The organism is uncultured Jannaschia sp., assembly GCF_947494025.1.
GTDB lineage: Bacteria > Pseudomonadota > Alphaproteobacteria > Rhodobacterales > Rhodobacteraceae > Jannaschia.
Genome location: NZ_CANLTQ010000004.1, coordinates 87,911 through 106,893, shown reverse-complemented (window position 1 = coordinate 106,893; position 18,983 = coordinate 87,911). Strand labels below are relative to the sequence as shown.

Sequence of the window (18,983 nt, the reverse complement as noted above, 5' to 3'; positions counted from 1 at the left end):
GGACCTGATCGCCGGAAACGGCGGGATTGGATACGGCACACGATGGTGGACGCGAGAGGAACGCTCAAGACTTCGGCTCTCGTGTTCGTCCTGTGTAACGTGACGTCGGCAAACGCGCAGGAGACCGCACCGTTCCCCGACGGGCTGCCGGAAGCGCCCCGCACCGGGCTGGCGCCCCCGCAGGAGACGACGCGGGAGATCGCGCGGGAGGCCAACGTCCTGCTCGACCGCCTCGCGACCCTCACCGGGGAGGAGGAGGGGGGCGAGGCGCGTCGGCTTGCCGCGGAGATACGGGAGCGCTGGACACATTCGGGCAGCGCGACGATGGATCTGCTCCTGCGGCGCGGTCGCGATGCCATCACCGAGGGTGACTACGCGCGCGCCATCGCCCATCTCACCGCGCTGACCGATCACGCCCCGCAATTCGCGGAGGGCTGGAACCAGCGCGCCACGGCCTTCTTCCTGTCGGACCGCTACGGCGAGGCGCTGTCGGACATCGAGCAGGTGCTGATCCTCGAACCGAGGCATTTCGGCGCCCTGACGGGCCTGGCCGTCATCCTCGAGCGACTCGACGAGCGGCAAGCGGCGCTTCGGGCCTTCGAGGCGGCGCGCGCGATCTATCCCGCCGACCCCAACATCGAGGGCGCGATCGATCGCCTCGAGCAGCAGACCGGCGAACGGATCCTTTGATGGACAGCCCCCTCGGGCGGGTGACGGCGGTCCTCGGGCCGACGAACACCGGCAAGACGCATTACGCCATCGAGCGGATGCTGGGTCATCGCACCGGCATCATCGGCCTGCCGCTGCGCCTTCTCGCGCGGGAGGTCTACGACCGGCTCGTCGCGCTGCGCGGTCCGTCCGTCGTGGCTCTGGTGACGGGGGAGGAGCGGATCGTGCCGCCGCGCGCGGCCTACTGGGTCTGCACGGTCGAGGCGATGCCGCAGGGCATGGGCGCCGACTTCGTGGCCATCGACGAGATCCAGCTCTGCGCCGATCCGGAGCGCGGTCACGTCTTCACGGACCGTCTGCTGAACATGCGCGGCACCCACGAAACGCTGTTCATGGGCTCCGACACGATGCGGCCCGCGATGGCGCAGCTCGTCCCCCGGGCGCAGTTCGCGCGGCGCGAGCGTTTTTCGGAGCTGACCTATACCGGCGGCAAGAAGATCAGCCGCATGCCGGGCCGCACCGCGATCGTCGGCTTCTCGGTCGAGAACGTCTACGCGATCGCGGAACTTCTGCGCCGTCAGAAGGGCGGTGCCGCCGTCGTCATGGGCGCGCTTTCGCCCCGAACGCGCAACGCGCAGGTCGCGATGTACCAGAACGGTGACGTCGATTACCTCGTCGCGACGGACGCGATCGGGATGGGGCTCAACCTCGACATCAAGCACGTCGCCTTTTCCGCCACCTCCAAGTTCGACGGCCGCCGCATCCGTTCGCTCATGCCGCACGAGCTGGCGCAGATCGCCGGCCGGGCCGGGCGCTACATGCAGCCGGGCACGTTCGGCGTCACCGGCGAGGCCGGGCCGCTCGAGGAGGGCGTCGTGGAGGCCATCGAGAGCCACCGCTTCAAGCCGATCGATCGTCTGATGTGGCGTGCCGACCGGCTCGAATTCGGCAGCGCGGAGGCGCTCATCGCCTCGCTGGAGACGCCGAGCCCCGAGCAGATCCTCGTCCGCGGGCGGGAGGCCGACGACCTTCAATCGCTGAAGACGCTCGGCGCGCTCGAAGGGGTCGCCGTCCGCCTGCGCGACGCGCGGGACGTGCGCCTGCTCTGGGACGTTTGCCGTATTCCCGACTTTCAGGGAATTTCGCACGGCGAGCACACCAATCTTCTCGCGCGGATCTTCGGCTTCCTGCACGAGGCGGGGCGGGTTCCCGGCGACTGGTTCGCGCGGCAGATCAAGCGTATCGACCGGACCGAGGGCGATATCGACACGTTGTCGAAGCGCCTCGCCTACATCCGCACCTGGACCTATGTCGCGCAGCGGAAAGGCTGGGTGGACGACGAAGCCCATTGGCGGGGAGCCACCCGCGCGGTAGAAGACCGATTGTCGGATGCGTTGCATCAGGCGCTCACCAACAGGTTCGTCGACCGGCGGACCTCGGTGCTGCTCCGGCGGCTGAAGATGAAGGAGGGCCTTTTGGCCGACATCAACGACAAGGGCGAGGTGATCGTCGAGGGCGAGACGCTCGGTCATCTCGAAGGATTCCGGTTCAGGCAGACGGGAACGGCTTCGCCGGACGAGGCCCGCACCGTGCGTCAGGCCGCGGCGCAGGCGCTTCGGCCGGAGTTCCACCTGCGTGCCGACCGCTTCTACAACGCGCCCGACACGGAGATGGACTTCACCGAACAGGGTGGTCTGATGTGGGGCGATCAGGCCGTGGGCAAGCTCGTCCGCGGTTCCGAGCCGCTGAAGCCCGGGGTCGAGCCCTTCGTGGACGACGAGGCGGGGCCGGAAGTTCTGCAGAAGGTGCAGCGACGCCTGCAGCATTTCATCGACCGCCGTATCGCCGCCGCGATGGAGCCGCTCGTCGCGATGCAGCGCGACGAGGGCGTGACCGGTCTCGCCCGCGGCTTCGCGTTCCGCCTCGTCGAAAGCCTCGGCGTCCTGACGCGGCAGGCGGTCGCGCAGGAGGTGAAGGAGCTCGATCAGGAGGCGCGGGGACAACTGCGCCGCCACGGCGTGCGCTTCGGGCAGTTCACGGTCTTCCAGCAGCTTCTGCTGAAGCCCGCGCCGACGCGCCTGCGCCTCGTCCTGTGGTCGCTGACGCGGGGGCTTGACGAGTTCCCCGAGGCGCCGCCGCCCGGCCTCGTCACCGTGCCCGCCATGCGGGGCGCGCCCGAAGGCTATTACCCGATGGCGGGCTACCGTCTGGCGGGCGAACGCGCGATCCGGATCGACATGCTGGAACGCTTAGCGGACCTGTTGCGCGCGGCCGACACGCGCGGCGGGTTCGAGGCGACGCCCGACATGTTGTCGATCACCGGCATGACGCTGGAGCAGTTCGCCGATTTGATGGGTGGGCTCGGCTACGCCGCCGAAAAGGGCGAGCGGCCAAAGGCTCGGCCGGCCAAGGACGCGGCCCCCGAGCCGGCTCCCTCCGATCCGCCGGCCGACGTTCCGCCCCCCGGCGTTCCGCCGCAGGAAACGCCGTCCGACATGCCGCCGTCGGACGTTCCCCCGAACGAGACGCCGCCCGCGGACCTGCCGCCCGGCGACACGCCGCCGGTGGACATCCCGCCGGGGGAAGAGCCGGATGCCCCGGTCGAGGAGCCGTGCCAGGTTCCCGACCGCCCCGACGCGCCGCCCCACGAAACGCCGCCGTCGCCGCCGGACCAGGAGCCCGACCTGCCGCCTTCGGACATGCCGCCGGCGGGGGATCCGCCGACGGAGGCGCCGCCCGAGCACGTCTCCGCCGACGCCACGGAAGCGGCGACCGAAACGGAGGTCTTCTATTCCTTCACCTGGGCACCGCGCCGGCAGCAGACCCGCGGTCCACGCCGCGAGGGCAACGCGCCGCCCCGCGGCAAGGGCAAGCCCGGCGGCAAACCGAAGGGTAAACCCCGGGGGCCGAAGGAACCGAAGACGTTCGAGTCGAAACCAGCCGCGAAAGCCCGGGAAAAGGCGATCGACCCCGACAATCCCTTCGCCGCGCTCGCCGCGCTGAAGGGCAAGTGAGCGAACCTGCCGCGCGCCTGCGCGTCGACAAGTGGCTGTGGCAGGCCCGCTTCTTCAAGACGCGAACGCTGGCGGCCAAGGTCGTGTCCGAAGGGCATATCCGCGCCAACGGAACGCGGTTGACGAAACCGTCGCATGGCGTCGCGCCCGGTGACAGCCTGACATTTCCACAGGGCGACCGGATCCGCGTGGTCGAGATCGTGGCCCTCGGCGACCGGCGGGGGCCGGCGCTTGAGGCGCATGCCCTCTATGCCGACCACACGCCGCCACCTGAGCCGCGCGCCGGACCGCGGCCCACCGGCCGGGATCGGCGGAAGATGGACGCCGAGCGGGGCGGCTTCGGCGCCGACTAGGCGCCGCGAGGCGAAGCTGAGGCAGGTGGTTCCGGGTCGGAGGTTCCGGCCGGGGTGCCTTGAACCCCGGTCGCGCCGGGTCTAGATCGCCCCACGGACGCGTTCGGAAGGACAACCGCCATGACCTATATCGTCAACGACGCCTGCATCGCCTGCAAATATACCGATTGCGTCGAAGTCTGCCCCGTGGACTGCTTCTACGAGGGCGAGAACATGCTGGTGATCCATCCGGACGAATGCATCGATTGCGGCGTCTGCGAGCCGGAATGCCCCGCCGACGCGATCCGCCCGGATACCGAGCCGGACACGGAGAAGTGGGTCGAATTCAACCGCAAGTACTCCGAGATCTGGCCGGTCATCATCACCAAAAAGGATCCGCTTCCCGATGCCGAGGAGATGGACGGCAAGGAAGGGAAGATGGAACTCTTCTCCGAAGCGCCGGGCGAGGGCGGCTGACCTCGCGAACGTGTTCGCCGGGTCAGCGGGGTCGGAAATGGTGACACTTTCGCGCAACCGATTTTTGTGATACATTGTGGCGTTCGCGCGGTGACACCTTGTTCGATCCGCGCTGTCGGTCGTGAACAGGACCGAGTCCAGATGTGCCACCTGGTCGACCCGGATCGGTTCCGGCGTCGTCCGTTCGTGCCGCCGTCCAACGGTGGCGCTACATGACGAGAGGATGTCCATGTCCAAGAAATCCGAGTTTCGCCCCAATGACTACGTCGTGTATCCGGCCCATGGCGTGGGCCAGATCCTGTCCATCGAGAAGCAGTCGGTCGCAGGGCTGGACCTGGAATTGTTCGTCATTTCCTTCGCCAAGGACAAGATGACGCTGCGAGTTCCGACCAACAAGGCGCAGGACGTTGGCATGCGCTCGCTGTCGTCGCCCGACGTCGTGAGCAAGGCGATGGCCACGCTTAAGGGCAAGGCCCGGGTAAAGCGGGCCATGTGGTCCCGCCGGGCGCAGGAATACGAGGCCAAGATCAATTCCGGGGATCTGATCGCCATTGCCGAGGTCGTGCGCGACCTGCACCGCAACGACGAGCAGCGGGAGCAGTCCTACTCCGAACGTCAGCTCTACGAAGCTGCGCTCGATCGGCTCACGCGCGAGCTTGCGGCGGTGAACGACGACATGGACGAGGACGGGGCGCTCAAGGCCGTGGACGACATCCTGATGTCGCGCGCGGCCGCCTAAGGCGCGGGCAGCGAACCAGAATTGTCGGATCGGGCGCCCTCGGGCGCCCGTTTCGTTCCAGCACGGGTCAACAGGGGCGCCTGCGATCCCCTTCTCCATGCCCTCGGCGACAACTGCGGCCCGTTCGATCCCGGGGCGTGCCGGAACGTCGTTGGCGCCGCAGGACGCGCACCCGATTAAGCGCAGACCGGTTTAGTCCCACCAGCGGTCGATCCGCGCGATCTCGTCGTCGGACCAGCCGAAATGGTGCGCGAATTCGTGAACGGTGACGTGGCCCACCAACGCCTCCAGCGTGACGTCGCCGCGACTTGCCCATTCGTCGAGGATCGGTCGGCGGAACAGCGTGACCGTCGAGGGCGGCTCGGGCCAGTCGGCGGAGCGTTCGGTCAACGGCACGCCTTCGTAGAGACCTGTCAGGTCGTAGTCATTCTCGATCTCCATATCCTCGAGCAGTGCCGCATCGGGCCAGTCCTCGACGATGAGACGCACTTCCGCGGCGAGGCCGGCGAACGGGGCAGGCAGCGTGCTGCGGGTCTGCTCGGCGATCCGGCGAATCCGGTCGAGGCTCGGAGCCAGAAGGTCGGTCACGCCAATTCCCGCGATCCTCGGGGCGTGTCGATGGTCGCGACGAGGCCGGGGGTGCCCCGTTCGACCCGGATGCGCGTGTCGTCGATGAGGCCGGACAGGATCTCGACGAGGGCGTCCGCGTTCGGGTGGCGCAGGCGCAGCGCCGTCATCCGCAAGCCCCTATCCTCGAATACCGGAGGGGCGCTGAGCCATTCGATAAAGGCCGGGAAGCAGCCGTCGAAGGGCAGGACGCCGTTGTCCGGGACAGCCATGCGCCAGCGATAGGCGCCCCGCGCCAAACTGATCGGGGTGCCCGCTGCGGGATGGTCCCTCACCAGCGCGTCGAGGTCGTCGGTCCGCACGACCCAGTTCGCGAGGCGCGGCGCACCCGATCGGCGGTCGAGGTCGAACCATCGCGGCCGGTCCGGTGGGGGCGCGTCGGGATCGACGGCGATCACCTCCAGATATTCACCGGGTCCGAGTCCCGAAAGCCGGGTATGCGTCCCCATTCGCGGATGCGCGCCGCCCGCCCCCATTCCGTGATCGAGCGCGCGGTCGACATGGGCGACGCCCGCCTCCAGCGTTGCGGCGGACACGGCGAGGTGGTCAAAGATGATCATGGGGGACGACGCTAATCTGACTGCGATCAAGGCGCAATCGCGCGCGGCCTGCCTGCGGGCGCGGGCGGGCGTGGGCGAGCGGGCGCGTGCCGCCGCCGCGACGCGGCTCTACGCGCGGCTTCGCGGACTGAACGGACGCACGATCGCGGGCTATCTGCCCATCGGCTCGGAGGCGAGCCCCCTTGGGGCGATGCGCGTTCTCGGCAAGGACAACCGCATCTGCGTTCCGGTCGTGACGGCCAAAGGCGCCCCGCTTCGGTTTCGCGAGTGGTGGCCCGGCTGCCCGCTCGAAAAGGGCGTGTTCGGCGTGATGGTCCCCGTGGACGGCGGCTGGCGCGTGCCGGACCTGTTGATCGTCCCGATGGTGGGCTTTGACGATGCGGGCGGCCGGCTAGGATATGGCGGGGGGTTCTACGACCGAACGCTGGCCGGGCTGCCGCAGGCGATGGCGATCGGTTTCGCGCTGGAAGCGCAGCGTCTTGACCCCGTTCCGCGCGGCGCGCACGACATGGAATTGCCCCTGATCGTCACAGAGGCGGGGGTTTTCGGCGCGGCGACGCGCGTGTAGAGCGCGGGCACGTCCCGCCGGAGGCCCAGATGACCCGCCCGTTCGACCGAAGCCTGAAGATCGCGCCCTCCATCCTCGCCGGGGATTTCGCCGATTTCGGCGCGGAATGCCGCACATTGGAGGCGCAGGGGGCGGACTGGGTGCATGTCGATGTGATGGACGGCCACTTCGTGCCGAACCTCAGCTTCGGTCCGGCCATGTGCCGCGCCCTCCGCCCGCATGTCTCGGGCGTGATGGACGTGCATCTGATGATCGCGCCGGTCGATCCGCTGCTCGACGCGTTCCTCGATTCCGGGGCCGACATCCTGACCGCCCATGTGGAGGCCGGACCGCATATCCACCGGACGCTGCAGGCGATTCGCGCGGGCGGCGCCAGGGCGGGGGTCGCGCTCAATCCCGGAACGTCGATCGAGGCGGTCCGGCTGCTTCTCGACGATGTGGATCTCGTCCTCGCCATGACGGTCAATCCCGGCTTCGGCGGCCAGAAATTCCTTCAGGCGCAGCTCGGGAAAATCCGCGCCCTACGCGCGATGATCGGCGACCGCCCGATCCATCTCGAGGTCGATGGCGGCATCGACGTGGATACGGCGCCGCTTGCGACGGCGGCGGGCGCCGACGTCCTCGTCGCCGGCTCGGCGGTCTTCAAGGGTGGCAGCGCGGCCGAGCCGTCCGCCTACGGCCGCCACATCGCCGAGATCCGGGCGTCCGGCCTGCCGGGCATGCGGTCCCGTTCGCAGGGCGTGGCGCAGGACGAGGCCCGCTCCGAATAGGCGGCTAAGGGTGTCGACCGCACCGCCGGCCCGACCGGAACCGTCGTCGCGACGGCGGCAAGAAGGAGCGTCGCGAGAAGCAGGCTTTCGCTCCACGTGGGCGTCCGGCGTTCGTTGGTTCGAGTCAGGTGCATTCTGCCCCCAGAGGTTAATGGTCTTTGACCGATATGTCGGGGCGGACTTCGCCGCCTGTGTCGCCGGGACTTCGCCCCGGTGTTCCTGATGGTGTCTAGAGCGCCGGAATGTCGGCGATCGTAAACTTCGTCTTTTCGTTCCCGGTCCGGGCGATGCAGTCGGACAGGTTCCGCGCGAGCTCGCGGGCGTGGCGCGCCTCGTCGGTCGGATGACCGGCATGGTGCAGCAGCGCATCCATTTGCTGCGCCACACGGGTCAGGGCCGCCACGAGACGTTCGGCCGGATATTCGGGACAGGCCGAGGCGATCTCGCGGACGAGCGCGCGGTAGCCCTCCGGCCCGGCATGGAGCGCTTCGAGGACTTCCATCTCCAGATCCTGCTCTCGCATCGCTTCGCCTTCTGCTGCGTGACCCGACGACTCGTTCGAGAAGGGTATTGGCCGATCGGCCCCGGTTTCGTCACGCCATTCTTGCCGACAATTTTATCCGGATCCGTTCGGTGCTCTGCCCGTTTCAGGGGGGCGCAGTTTCCGCGGGAAATCGTGGCCCTGGCGGTTCCCTGCGGACGTCGTGACAATAGGGGCGCTTGCCGCGGGGTTCGACGTCACCGAAACGTGCCCTCCCGGGGGTTTTGTTTGTGCCGATCCGATGGCAGGCAACCCGCGGGCCGGGACCGCTTGCCGCGAAAGGACGCGTTCGATGATTCGCACCCGCACGATCCTCTTTGCCGCCCTCGTGGCGCTGCTCGCGCTCGCAGCCGGCGTCGCATTGCGACTGCTTCTGACGGATCGCGCGACGCCCGTCGTCGCCACCGAGCTCGGCGCGCCGTTCGAGCTCGTCGATCAGTCCGGCGCGTCCATCACGGAGGCGGCTTTCACCGGCCGGCCGAGCCTGCTTTTCTTCGGGTTCACCCATTGCCCGGAGGTGTGCCCCACGACGATCTACGAGATGGATGCCTGGCTCGACGACCTCGGCGCGACGCCCGAGGAGGTCGGCACGTTCTTCGTCACCGTCGATCCCGAGCGCGACACCGTGGAATACCTTCAGAACTACCTTGCGTCCCAGTCGGACCGGATCACCGGCATCACGGGCGAGCCCGAGGCCGTGTGGGACATGGCGCGAAGCTGGCGCATCTATTGGCAGAAGCGGCCCCTGGGCGACGGGGACTACACGCTGGACCATTTCGCGTCGGTCTTCGTGCTCGACGAGGCCGGGCGGGTCTCGGATCTGATCGCTTACGGCGCGGATGCGGAGGAGGCCAAGGCGAAGATCGCAAAGGTGCTGCGATAGGCGGTAAAACGCTGGCCACAGGCGCGAAGCTGGGCTAGGCTGCCGGCATCAGACCCGGAAAACCGGGCGGGCAGTTCAAGTTACAGGCGGATAAATGACAGAAATCGCGCATGGCGCGGTCGTCGTCCTTCCGGGCGAGGCCATCGTGTCCCGTTGGTGGCGGACGCTCGACAAGGGCGTGCTCGGCGCCCTGGTCCTGCTCTTCGCGATCGGGCTTCTTCTGGGCTTCGCCGCGAGCGTGCCCCTGGCGGAGCGTAACAACCTGCCGTCCTTCCACTACGTCTATCGGCAGGCGCTGTTTGGCGGCATGGCCTTCGCGGTGATGCTCGTCACCTCCATGCTGTCGCCGCAGACCATCCGGCGGCTGGGCGTGATCGGGTTCTTCCTCGCGGCCGTGGCGCTGATGCTCCTGCCGGTCCTCGGCACCGATTTCGGCAAGGGCGCGACGCGGTGGTACTCGCTGGGCTTCGCCGCGCTGCAGCCGTCGGAGTTCCTCAAGCCCGTCTTCGTCATCATGTGCGCCTGGCTCATGGCGTCCGCGGCGGAGCCCGACGGCCCTCCGGGCAAGACGATCAGTTTCGCGATCCTCGTCTTCGTCATTGCCTTTCTCGCGCTGCAGCCCGATTTCGGGCAGGCGATGCTGACCGTGGTCGCGTGGTCGGCGATCTACTTCGTCGCCGGCGCGCCGATCCTGCTCCTGACCGGGGTGGTGGCGGCGGTCGGGGGCGCCGGCGTGGTCGCGTACCACAATTCCGAGCACTTCGCCCGCCGCATCGACGGCTTCCTGTCGCCCGAGGTCGATCCCCGCACGCAGATGGGCTATGCCATCGACGCGATCCGCGAGGGCGGCTTTCTCGGGACCGGCGTGAACGAGGGCCGGGTGAAGTGGATCCTGCCGGACGCGCATACCGACTTCATCATCGCCGTGGCCGCCGAGGAATACGGCCTCGTCATGGTGCTCTGCATCGTCGGCCTCTTCGGCTTCGTTGCCGCGCGTTGCCTCATGCGCCTTTGCGCGGAGCGGGATCTGTTCATCCGTCTCGCCGGAACGGGACTTACCGTGCTCTTCGCGAGTCAGGCCTTCATCAATCTGGGCGTCGCCGTCCGGCTCCTGCCGGCCAAGGGCATGACGCTTCCGTTCGTCAGCTACGGCGGGTCCTCGCTCATTGCGATGGGGCTGTTGACGGGGATGCTTCTCTGCTTCACCCGGACGCGGCCCCAGTCCGAGATCGGGGACCATCTGCTGTCGAACGGATACCGATGACACCACTCATCGTCATTGCCGCCGGGGGGACCGGCGGGCACATGTTTCCCGCCCAGGCCCTCGCCGAGGAGATGCTCGCCCGCGGCTGGCGCGTGAAGCTCGCCACAGATGCGCGGGGCGCGCGCTATGCCGGCGGCTTCCCCGACGAGGTGGAGGTGGGCGTGGTTCCCTCTGCGACCTTCGCGCGGGGCGGGCTCGTGGCGAAGGCCCGCGTGCCGCTGACGCTGACGAGCGGCACGTTCCGGGCGTTGGCGGCGTTCCGCCGCGACCGTCCGGCGCTCGTCGCGGGGTTCGGCGGCTACCCGGCCATCCCCGCCATGGCGGCGGCGGTGATGCTGAAGCTGCCGCGCCTTCTGCACGAGCAGAACGGCGTGCTGGGCCGGGTGAACCAGATCTTCGCCACCCGTGTGAACGCGGTCGCCTGCGGGACCTGGCCCACAGAGCTGCCGGACGGGGTCGAGGCACTCCATGTCGGCAATCCCGTGCGCGGCGCGATCCTCGCCCGCGCGGCCGCGCCCTACATCACGCCGGGCGATTACCCGATGAGCGTTCTCGTCATGGGCGGCTCTCAGGGCGCGCGCGTGCTGTCCGACGTCGTGCCCGAGGCGATCTCGCGCTTGCCCGACGACATCCGGACGCGGATCCGCGTGGCGCATCAGGCGCGGCCGGAGGATCACGACCGCGTCGCGGCCTTCTACGACGACGCCGGGATCAACGCCGACATCCGGCCCTTCTTCGACGACGTGCCGCGCCGCATGGCCGACGCGCAACTCGTGATCGCGCGCTCCGGCGCCTCCACCGTCGCCGATCTGAGCGTGATCGGCCGGCCCTCGATCCTGATCCCGCTCGCCAGCGCCATCCGCGACGAGCAGACGGTGAATGCCCGCGCGCTGAGCGAGGCGGGCGCCGCGATCCTCGTTCCAGAGCGCAAGCTCAACCCCCAAAGCCTCGCCGAGCAGGTCGAGCTGATCCTCACCAGCCCCGACGGCGCCCTGCAGATGAGCCGCGCCGCCCTGTCCGTCGCCAGACCCGACGCGGCCGCGCGCCTCGCCGATCTCGCCGAATACGTCTCGAAGGAGGCCGCATGAACCCCACCAAGCTGCCCCAGCAGATGGGCCCCGTCCATTTCGTCGGGATCGGCGGAATCGGCATGTCGGGCATCGCCGAGGTCCTCATGTCCTACGGCTACGTGGTGCAGGGCTCGGACCTGAAGGCCTCGCCCATCACCGAGCGGCTGGCCCGGCTCGGCGCGCGCATCTTCACGAGCCAGTCGGCGGAAAACCTGGAGGGGGCCGAGGTTGTCGTTATCTCCTCCGCGATCAAGCCGGGCAATGCCGAGCTCGATGCCGCGCGCGCCCGCGGCCTGCCGATCGTGCGCCGCGCGGAGATGCTGGCGGAACTCATGCGGATGAAGTCCAACGTCGCGGTCGCGGGCACGCATGGCAAGACCACCACGACGACGATGGTGGCCGCGCTCCTCGACGCCGGGGCGCTCGACCCGACGGTGATCAACGGCGGCATCATCCACGCCTACGGCTCGAACGCGCGGATGGGCATGGGCGAGTGGATGGTGGTGGAAGCCGACGAGAGCGACGGCACGTTCAACCGTCTGCCCGCGACTATTGCCATCGTCACCAACATCGACCCCGAGCATATGGAGCACTGGGGCACGATCGAGCGGCTGCGGCAGGGCTTCACCGATTTCGTGTCGAACATCCCGTTCTACGGCCTCGCCATCTGCTGCACCGACCATCCCGAGGTGCGCGCCCTCGTCGGCCGCGTCACCGACCGGCGCGTGGTCACGTTCGGCTTCAATGCCCAGGCCGACGTACGCGCGATCAACCTGCGCTACGAGGCCGGGTCGGCGCGGTTCGACATCCAGCTTCAGGGCGAGGACGCGCTGATCGAGGGGTGCCGCCTGCCGATGCCCGGGGACCACAACGTCTCGAACGCGCTCGCCGCCGTCGCGGTCGCGCGCGAGCTCGGCGTGCCCCGGGACGTGATCCGCGACGGGCTCGGCGCGTTCGGCGGCGTGAACCGGCGCTTCACGCGCGTGGGCGAATGGAACGGTGTGCCGATCATCGACGATTACGGCCACCACCCGGTCGAGATCGCCGCCGTCCTCAAGGCGGCGCGGCAGTCCATCGGCGATACCGGGCGCGTCATCGCCGTGCATCAGCCGCACCGCTACTCGCGGCTGCACACGCTGTTCGACGAGTTCTGCGGCTGCTTCAACGAGGCCGACGTGGTGGGCATCTCTGAGGTCTACGCCGCGGGCGAGGAGCCGATCCCCGGCGCGGGCCGGGACGATCTGGTGGCGGGGCTGATCCGCACCGGGCATCGCCATGCCCGCGCGGTGACCGACGAGGCCGACCTGGAGCGGCTCGTGCGGGAGCAGGCGCGGCAGGGCGACATCGTCGTCTGCCTCGGCGCAGGCACGATCTCGGCCTGGGCCAACGCATTGCCCGCGCGCCTCGCGGCCTGATCCGGTTACGTGGCCACGATCCCCGTCACCTATCCGCCCGTCCGCGGCACGCTCACGCCGGACCGAAACCTCGCGGACCTGACCTGGCTGCGCGTGGGCGGCCCGGCAGACGCGCTGTTCCAGCCGGCCGACCTCGACGACCTGCGCGACTTCCTCGCGGCGCTCGACCCGAGGGTGGCGATCTTTCCGATGGGGGTCGGCTCGAACCTGATCGTGCGGGACGGGGGGCTCCGCGCGGTGGTCGTCCGGCTGGGCCGTGGGTTCAATCGCATCGAGACGGGCATCAACACCGTCGAAGTCGGCGCGGCGGCGCTCGACGCGCAGGTCGCGCGGGTGGCGGCGAAGGCGGGGCTCGACCTCACCTTCCTGCGCACGATCCCCGGAACGATCGGCGGGGCCGTTCGGATGAACGCCGGCTGCTACGGGCGCTACACCGCCGACCACCTTCTCGAAATACAGGCGGTGACGCGCGAGGGCGAGGCGGTGGTGATCCCGGCGGCCGAGCTCGACTTCGGTTACCGGTCCTCGAACCTGCCGGACGGCCACATCATCACCGCCGCCACCTTCCGCGCCAATCCCGGCGCGCCGGAGGTGCTGGAGGCGCGCATGGTCGAGCAGGTCGCCCGTCGCGACGAGACGCAGCCGACGAAGGACCGCAGTGCAGGCAGCACGTTCCGCAATCCGGCCGGCTACAGCAGCACGGGCCGCGACGACGACGTGCACGACCTGAAGGCGTGGACGCTGATCGACGAGGCCGGCCTGCGCGGAGCAATGCGGGGCGGCGCAATCATGTCGCCGAAGCACCCCAACTTTCTGGTCAATCGGGACAACGCAACGGCCGCCGATCTGGAGGGTCTGGGCGAGGAGGTCCGGAAAAGGGTTTCCGCGCATAGCGGATTGACGCTAGAGTGGGAAATCATGCGGGTCGGAGAACCCGCGTTCCCGTAAGGCCCGCAAGAGGCCGGGGACGACAAGAAGGCGCGGGCGCAACGCTCCGGGCACGAGGCGCAGGAACGGGTATGTCGGGCAGGACACCCAAGCATGTCGCCGTCCTCATGGGCGGCAGGTCGGCGGAGCGTGAGGTCAGCCTTTCCTCCGGGCGCGGCTGCGCGGCTGCGTTGCGCGCGGCGGGCTACCGCGTGAGCGAGATCGACGCGGGCGACGACCTGGTGGAGCGCTTGCACGCCGTGGCCCCCGACGTCGTCTTCAACGGGCTGCACGGCCGGTGGGGCGAGGACGGATGCGTTCAGGGCCTGCTCGATTGGCTCAGGCTGCCCTACACCCATTCCGGCGTGCTGGCCTCGGCCACCGCAATGGACAAGACCCGCGCCAAGGCGGTGTTCCGCGCGGTCGGGCTGCCCGTGGTGGAAAGCCGGATCGTCCCGAAGGCCGCGGCGATGGCCGCGCATGTCCTGCCGCCGCCCTATGTCGTGAAGCCCAACGCCGAGGGCTCCTCCGTCGGCATCTATATCGTACGCGAGGGGGCGAACACGCCGCCGCGCCTCGCGGATACGATGCCGGCGGAGGTGATGGTGGAGAGCTACGCGCCAGGCCGCGAGCTGACCTGCACCGTGCTGGGGGCCCCCGGGACGGAGCGGGCGCTCGCGATCACCGACATCCATTTCGAGGGCGATTACGACTACGCCGCAAAATACGAGGTCGGAGGTAGCAGCCATACGATTCCGGCCGACCTGCCGGCGGAGATCACCGCCGCCTGCCACGACTACGCCGTGCGCGCCCATCGCGCGCTCGGCTGCCGCTCGATCAGTCGGTCGGATCTCCGCTGGGACGAACGTCGCGGCCTGGACGGACTGATCCTGCTCGAAACCAACACGCAGCCCGGCATGACGCCGACTTCACACGCGCCGGAGCAGGCCGCGCATTGCGGGATCTCCTTCGCGGCGCTTTGCGCGGAACTCGTGGAGGACGCCTCGTGCGACCGGTGAAAGCGCAGGCCGATGTCGAGCGGGCCGATCCCGCGCCGTCGAAATGGCGTTACCGTTGGGAGCGGCTTTGGCTCACGCCGCTTTTCCGCGCACTCATCCGCACCGGCATCCCGAGCCTCGCGTTTGTCGCGCTGTTCACCTGGTACATCAACGACGACGCCCGCGTCGCGGCGATCCTCGACGGCTGGAGCGCCTTCGTGAAGGAGGTGCAGAACCGCCCGGAATTCATGGTCGACGAGCTGCGCGTCGAGGGCGCGTCCGCGGATCTGCGCTCCGACATCGAGGAGGCGCTGCCCATCGACCTGCCGCTGTCGCAGTTCCAGCTCGACATCGAGAACCTGCGCGCCCTGCTTCTGGACCTCGATCCGGTGCGGGACGCGGAGGTTCGCATCCGGTCCGGGGGCGTCCTGCTCCTGAAGGTGACGGAGCGCGATCCGGCGGTGGCCTGGCGACGCCCGCGCGGGGTGGAGCTTCTGGATGCGACCGGCCATCGCGTCGCGACGCTCGACCACCTGTCGGAAGCCGGCTCGCTGCCGCTCATCGCGGGGGAGGGGGCCGACCGCAAGGTGCCCGAGGCGCTCGCCCTGATCGAGGCGGCCGCCCCGATCGCCGACCGGCTGGTCGGATTGACGCGGGTCGGCAACCGTCGCTGGGACCTGATCCTGACGCGCGACCAGCGGATCGCGCTGCCCGAGGAGGCGCCGGCCGCGGCGCTCGACCGGGCGCTCGCCATGCATGCCGCCAGGGACGTGCTCAATCGCGACGTGATGGTCGTCGACCTCCGCCTGTCGCACCGCCCCGTCCTGCGGCTTTCGGAGACGGCCCGCGCCGAGCTGCGCCGCCTGCGGGATCTCGAACGCCTGTCCTATGCCGGGAGAAAAGAATGAGCCGATTGTTCCGAGCCCAGCGGGCGATGCGCCGCACGCGGCAGGCCGCCCTGCAGCGTGGTGTGATCGCCATCCTCGACGTGGGCACCTTCAAGACCTCCTGCCTCGTTCTGCGCTTCGAGGAGAACACGCCGCAGGGCGAGGGCGTGGGCCACATGGCCGGGCAGTCGAACTTTCGCGTGATCGGTGCGGCGACGACCCGCTCCCGCGGCATCCGGCAGGGCGAGGTCGACGCCATGCCCGAGACGGAGCGCGCGATCCGCACCGTCGTGCAGGGCGCGCAACGGATGGCGAACATGCGTGTCGACCACGTCATCGCCTGCTTCTCCGGCGGGCGGCCGGCCTCCTATCCGCTGTCGGGCGAGGTGATGCTCGAGGCGGGGCCCTGCACCGTGCACGACGTGGGCCGGGTCTTGTCCTCGGTCGACACGCCGGATCTGGGGCCCGGGCGGGAGGTGCTTCACGCGCAGCCGGTCAATTTCGGCATCGATCACCGGACCACGCTGCGCGATCCACGTGGACAGACCGGGGAGATGCTGCGTGCCGACATGCACCTGCTGTCGGTGGACGCCCATGCGATCGAAAGTCTGCTCACCTGCATCCATCGCTGCGATCTGGAGCTCGCGGGACTCGCCAACGCATCCTACGCGGCGGCGACGAGCGCGCTGGTCGAGGACGAGAAGGAGCTCGGAGCGGCCTGCATCGACATGGGCGGCGGGACGACCGGTATCTCGATCTGGATGCGCAAGCACATGGTCTATGCGGAAACGGTGCCGTTCGGCGGCGCCCAGGTCACCTCCGACATCAGCCAGGGCCTGCGCATCCCGACAGCCACGGCGGAAACGATCAAGACCCGCTACGGCGGGGTGCACGCGACCGGAATGGACGACCGCGAGATGATCTCGCTCGAGGCGGATACCGGCGACTGGCACCACGACCGGCGGGAGGTCACGCGGACGGAGCTGATCGGGATCATACGGCCCCGCGTGGAGGAGATCCTCGTGGAGGTGCGCACCACGCTCGACAATGCGGGCTTCAGCGAGTTGCCGAGCCAGAGGATCGTGCTGACCGGCGGCGCCTCGCAGCTACCCGGCCTCGACCAGATGGCGCAGCGCATCCTCGGAAACCAGGTCCGTCTCGGCCGGCCGCTCCGCGTGCACGGGCTGCCCGACGCGGCCAAGGGGCCGGCCTTCGCGGCGTCGGTCGGCCTTTGCATGCAGGGCGCGGAGCCGCAGGACGAGTTCTGGGACTTCGACCCGGTGCCGCAATACACGTCCGGCCGCTCGTTCGCCCGCGCGCTGCGGTGGTTCCGGGACAATTGGTGAGCGCCGACACCTTTTCGCCGCAATCAGGGAATCAGTGTCTTTTTTCTGATGACGGCTCCGCGCAAAGCCGTTACCTTTCGACAACAATAAGCGGAAAACGCGGCAGATGGCCGAGCAGGCCGAACAATACAGGTGGACATAGCACATGACATTGAATCTGACGACGCCGGCCGTGACCGGGGAAGTTGACCTGCGCCCGCGCATCACCGTCTTCGGTGTGGGCGGTGCCGGGGGCAATGCGGTCAACAACATGATCCAGAAGGATCTCGAAGGCGTCGAGTTCGTTGTCGCGAACACCGACGCGCAGGCGCTGCAGCAGAACCGCGCGCCAGCCAGGGTTCAGCTCGGGGTTCGGGTGACCGAGGGTCTCGGCGCTGGCGCCCGCCCGACCATCGGAGCGAGCGCCGCGGAGGAATCCATCGAGGAGATCGTGGACCGGCTGGCCGGCGCGCATATGTGCTTCATCACCGCCGGTATGGGCGGTGGCACGGGAACCGGCGCCGCGCCGATCATCGCGCAAGCCGCGCGCGAGCTCGGCATCCTGACGGTCGGCGTCGTCACCAAGCCGTTCCAGTTCGAAGGCACCAAGCGGATGCGGCAGGCCGAGGAGGGCGTCGACGCGCTCCAGAAGGTCGTCGACACGCTGATCATCATTCCGAACCAGAACCTGTTCCGGCTGGCCAACGAGAAGACGACCTTCACCGAGGCCTTCTCGATGGCCGACGACGTGCTCTATCAGGGCGTCAAGGGCGTGACCGACCTGATGGTCCGGCCGGGCATGATCAACCTCGACTTCGCCGACGTCCGTTCGGTCATGGACGAGATGGGCAAGGCCATGATGGGCACCGGCGAGGCCGAGGGCGAGGATCGCGCCGTCGAGGCCGCCGAGAAGGCCATCGCAAACCCGCTTCTCGACGAGCTCAGCCTGTCGGGCGCGAAGGGTGTGCTCATCAACATCACCGGCGGACACGACCTCACCCTCTTCGAGATGGACGAGGCCGCGAACCGCATCCGTAAGGAGGTGGACGAGGACGCGAACATCATCGTGGGTTCCACCCTCGATCCGGCGATGGAAGGCGTGATGCGTGTGTCCGTCGTCGCGACCGGGATCGACGCCATTGCCTCCCGCGATGCCGACCCGCTGCCGCGCCGTCGCCTTTCGGAGCCGACTGCTCGCCACGAGGCGAAAGCCGAACCCGCGCACGAGCCGGAAGCGCCGGCCGTCGCGGCCTCCGCCGAGCCCGAGCCGTCGAAGCCCAGCTTTTTCGACGCTGTGGACCAGCAGGAGGCGGAGGAGTCCGAGGTCGCCGAGGCGTTCGTCTCCGACAGGGCCGACGATCTTCCGCCGCCCGCCTACCGGCCGGCTCCTGTCGCCCCCGTCGCGGAAGCGGCCGAAGCCGCGGTCCCGTTCCGCCCCTCGCGTCCGGCAGCCACGCCGTCGCCCGAGACGATGGAGCGCCTGCGCGCCGCCGTCCTGAACGGTGAGCGTCGCCCGAACCCCGAGCCGCGGCAGCCGGCGCCGGCCGAGAACCACGCGCGCTTCGGCTTCGGATCGCTTATCCACCGGATGACCGGCACTGGCGCCGACATGCCGGCGCAGCGCTCGGCGGCCGTGGCCCCTGCGCCGAAAGCCGACCCGGAGGACGAGCGCATCGAGATTCCGGCCTTCTTGCGGCGGCAGGCGAACTGAGCCCGGGCGATTCCCACGGAACAGGAAGCGGCGGCCCCGGTGGCCGCCGTTTTCCGTTTCCGGGCTGCGGCTGACCTCACGAAACGATCACAAGGTCCGGACGTTCGAGAGCCGGTCCGAGCAGGTACGCGGGCGTGTAAATGCTTCGGATCGCTGAAAAAAAGTTAGTATATGGCCATATCGGCGGCATTCCGCCAAGACGCGCC

The 18,983-nt window shown here is 69.0% G+C and carries 19 protein-coding genes; 16 read left to right on the top strand and 3 right to left on the bottom strand.

Annotated elements, in window-relative coordinates:
• Positions 1–42 precede the first annotated feature (42 nt).
• The 5 genes from Q1B08_RS08530 (at position 43) to Q1B08_RS08510 (ending at position 5,231) form a co-directional block, all read left to right on the top strand.
• Positions 43–690: a tetratricopeptide repeat protein gene (locus Q1B08_RS08530; protein WP_299817136.1), complete on the top strand. Its 648-nt coding sequence runs from the start codon at positions 43–45 to the stop codon at positions 688–690.
• Positions 690–3,683, top strand: a complete 2,994-nt coding sequence (locus Q1B08_RS08525) for a helicase-related protein (RefSeq protein WP_299817134.1) — start codon at positions 690–692, stop codon at positions 3,681–3,683. Before Q1B08_RS08530 ends, Q1B08_RS08525 begins: the two co-directional genes overlap by 1 nt.
• On the top strand, positions 3,680–4,036 hold the full coding sequence (locus Q1B08_RS08520; protein ID WP_299817132.1) for an RNA-binding S4 domain-containing protein: 357 nt from the start codon (positions 3,680–3,682) through the stop codon (positions 4,034–4,036). The genes Q1B08_RS08525 and Q1B08_RS08520 overlap by 4 nt, the downstream gene beginning before the upstream one ends.
• 120 nt (positions 4,037–4,156) lie before the next feature.
• Positions 4,157–4,492, top strand: coding sequence for a ferredoxin FdxA (gene fdxA / locus Q1B08_RS08515; RefSeq protein WP_299817130.1), 336 nt, complete (start codon positions 4,157–4,159; stop codon positions 4,490–4,492).
• Between the two features lie 223 nt (positions 4,493–4,715).
• Entirely contained in the window at positions 4,716–5,231 is a 516-nt protein-coding gene (locus Q1B08_RS08510; protein ID WP_299817358.1) for a CarD family transcriptional regulator, read from the top strand.
• Between the two features lie 192 nt (positions 5,232–5,423).
• On the opposite strand, the gene Q1B08_RS08505 is transcribed toward Q1B08_RS08510, so the two are convergent.
• Together Q1B08_RS08505 and Q1B08_RS08500 are read right to left on the bottom strand one after the other, a co-directional pair.
• Positions 5,424–5,819, bottom strand: a complete 396-nt coding sequence (locus tag Q1B08_RS08505; protein WP_299817128.1) for a metallopeptidase family protein — start codon at positions 5,817–5,819, stop codon at positions 5,424–5,426.
• A complete protein-coding gene (locus tag Q1B08_RS08500) occupies positions 5,816–6,418 on the bottom strand; it encodes a VOC family protein (protein ID WP_299817125.1) in 603 nt (200 codons plus the stop codon). The genes Q1B08_RS08505 and Q1B08_RS08500 overlap by 4 nt, the downstream gene beginning before the upstream one ends.
• Between Q1B08_RS08500 and Q1B08_RS08495 the strand changes: the two genes are divergently transcribed.
• The gene (locus Q1B08_RS08495) at positions 6,417–6,986 is read left to right on the top strand and encodes a 5-formyltetrahydrofolate cyclo-ligase (RefSeq protein ID WP_299817124.1); all 570 of its coding nucleotides are present in this window, start codon (positions 6,417–6,419) and stop codon (positions 6,984–6,986) included. The genes Q1B08_RS08500 and Q1B08_RS08495 overlap by 2 nt on opposite strands.
• Before the next feature lie 29 nt (positions 6,987–7,015).
• Positions 7,016–7,756 carry a ribulose-phosphate 3-epimerase gene (gene rpe, locus Q1B08_RS08490; RefSeq protein ID WP_299817122.1) on the top strand — a complete coding sequence of 247 codons (741 nt, stop codon included), beginning with the start codon at positions 7,016–7,018 and terminating at the stop codon, positions 7,754–7,756.
• 229 nt (positions 7,757–7,985) lie between these two features.
• Here the strand turns inward: rpe and Q1B08_RS08485 are convergent, their stop codons facing one another.
• A complete protein-coding gene (locus Q1B08_RS08485; protein WP_299817120.1) occupies positions 7,986–8,279 on the bottom strand; it encodes a hypothetical protein in 294 nt (97 codons plus the stop codon).
• A 310-nt stretch (positions 8,280–8,589) separates the two neighbouring features.
• Here Q1B08_RS08485 and Q1B08_RS08480 point away from each other — a divergent pair, with 310 nt between their 5' ends.
• The 9 genes from Q1B08_RS08480 (at position 8,590) to ftsZ (ending at position 18,777) form a co-directional block, all read left to right on the top strand.
• The gene (locus tag Q1B08_RS08480) at positions 8,590–9,180 is read left to right on the top strand and encodes an SCO family protein (protein WP_299817118.1); all 591 of its coding nucleotides are present in this window, start codon (positions 8,590–8,592) and stop codon (positions 9,178–9,180) included.
• 94 nt (positions 9,181–9,274) lie between these two features.
• Positions 9,275–10,444 (top strand): putative peptidoglycan glycosyltransferase FtsW, encoded by a 1,170-nt coding sequence (locus Q1B08_RS08475; RefSeq protein WP_299817116.1) that lies wholly within the window; start codon positions 9,275–9,277, stop codon positions 10,442–10,444.
• Positions 10,441–11,532, top strand: coding sequence for an undecaprenyldiphospho-muramoylpentapeptide beta-N-acetylglucosaminyltransferase (gene murG, locus Q1B08_RS08470; protein ID WP_299817114.1), 1,092 nt, complete (start codon positions 10,441–10,443; stop codon positions 11,530–11,532). The genes Q1B08_RS08475 and murG overlap by 4 nt, the downstream gene beginning before the upstream one ends.
• Entirely contained in the window at positions 11,529–12,929 is a 1,401-nt protein-coding gene (gene murC / locus Q1B08_RS08465; RefSeq protein WP_299817112.1) for a UDP-N-acetylmuramate--L-alanine ligase, read from the top strand. The genes murG and murC overlap by 4 nt, the downstream gene beginning before the upstream one ends.
• Before the next feature lie 18 nt (positions 12,930–12,947).
• Positions 12,948–13,877, top strand: coding sequence for a UDP-N-acetylmuramate dehydrogenase (gene murB, locus Q1B08_RS08460; protein ID WP_299817356.1), 930 nt, complete (start codon positions 12,948–12,950; stop codon positions 13,875–13,877).
• 71 nt (positions 13,878–13,948) lie between these two features.
• On the top strand, positions 13,949–14,875 hold the full coding sequence (locus Q1B08_RS08455) for a D-alanine--D-alanine ligase (protein ID WP_299817110.1): 927 nt from the start codon (positions 13,949–13,951) through the stop codon (positions 14,873–14,875).
• Complete coding sequence (locus Q1B08_RS08450; RefSeq protein ID WP_299817109.1) at positions 14,863–15,762, top strand: cell division protein FtsQ/DivIB; 900 nt, start codon at positions 14,863–14,865, stop codon at positions 15,760–15,762. The genes Q1B08_RS08455 and Q1B08_RS08450 overlap by 13 nt, the downstream gene beginning before the upstream one ends.
• Positions 15,759–17,087, top strand: a complete 1,329-nt coding sequence (gene ftsA / locus Q1B08_RS08445; protein WP_299817107.1) for a cell division protein FtsA — start codon at positions 15,759–15,761, stop codon at positions 17,085–17,087. Before Q1B08_RS08450 ends, ftsA begins: the two co-directional genes overlap by 4 nt.
• A 145-nt stretch (positions 17,088–17,232) precedes the next feature.
• Positions 17,233–18,777: a cell division protein FtsZ gene (gene ftsZ, locus Q1B08_RS08440; RefSeq protein ID WP_299817105.1), complete on the top strand. Its 1,545-nt coding sequence runs from the start codon at positions 17,233–17,235 to the stop codon at positions 18,775–18,777.
• The last annotated feature ends 206 nt before the right edge of the window (positions 18,778–18,983 follow it).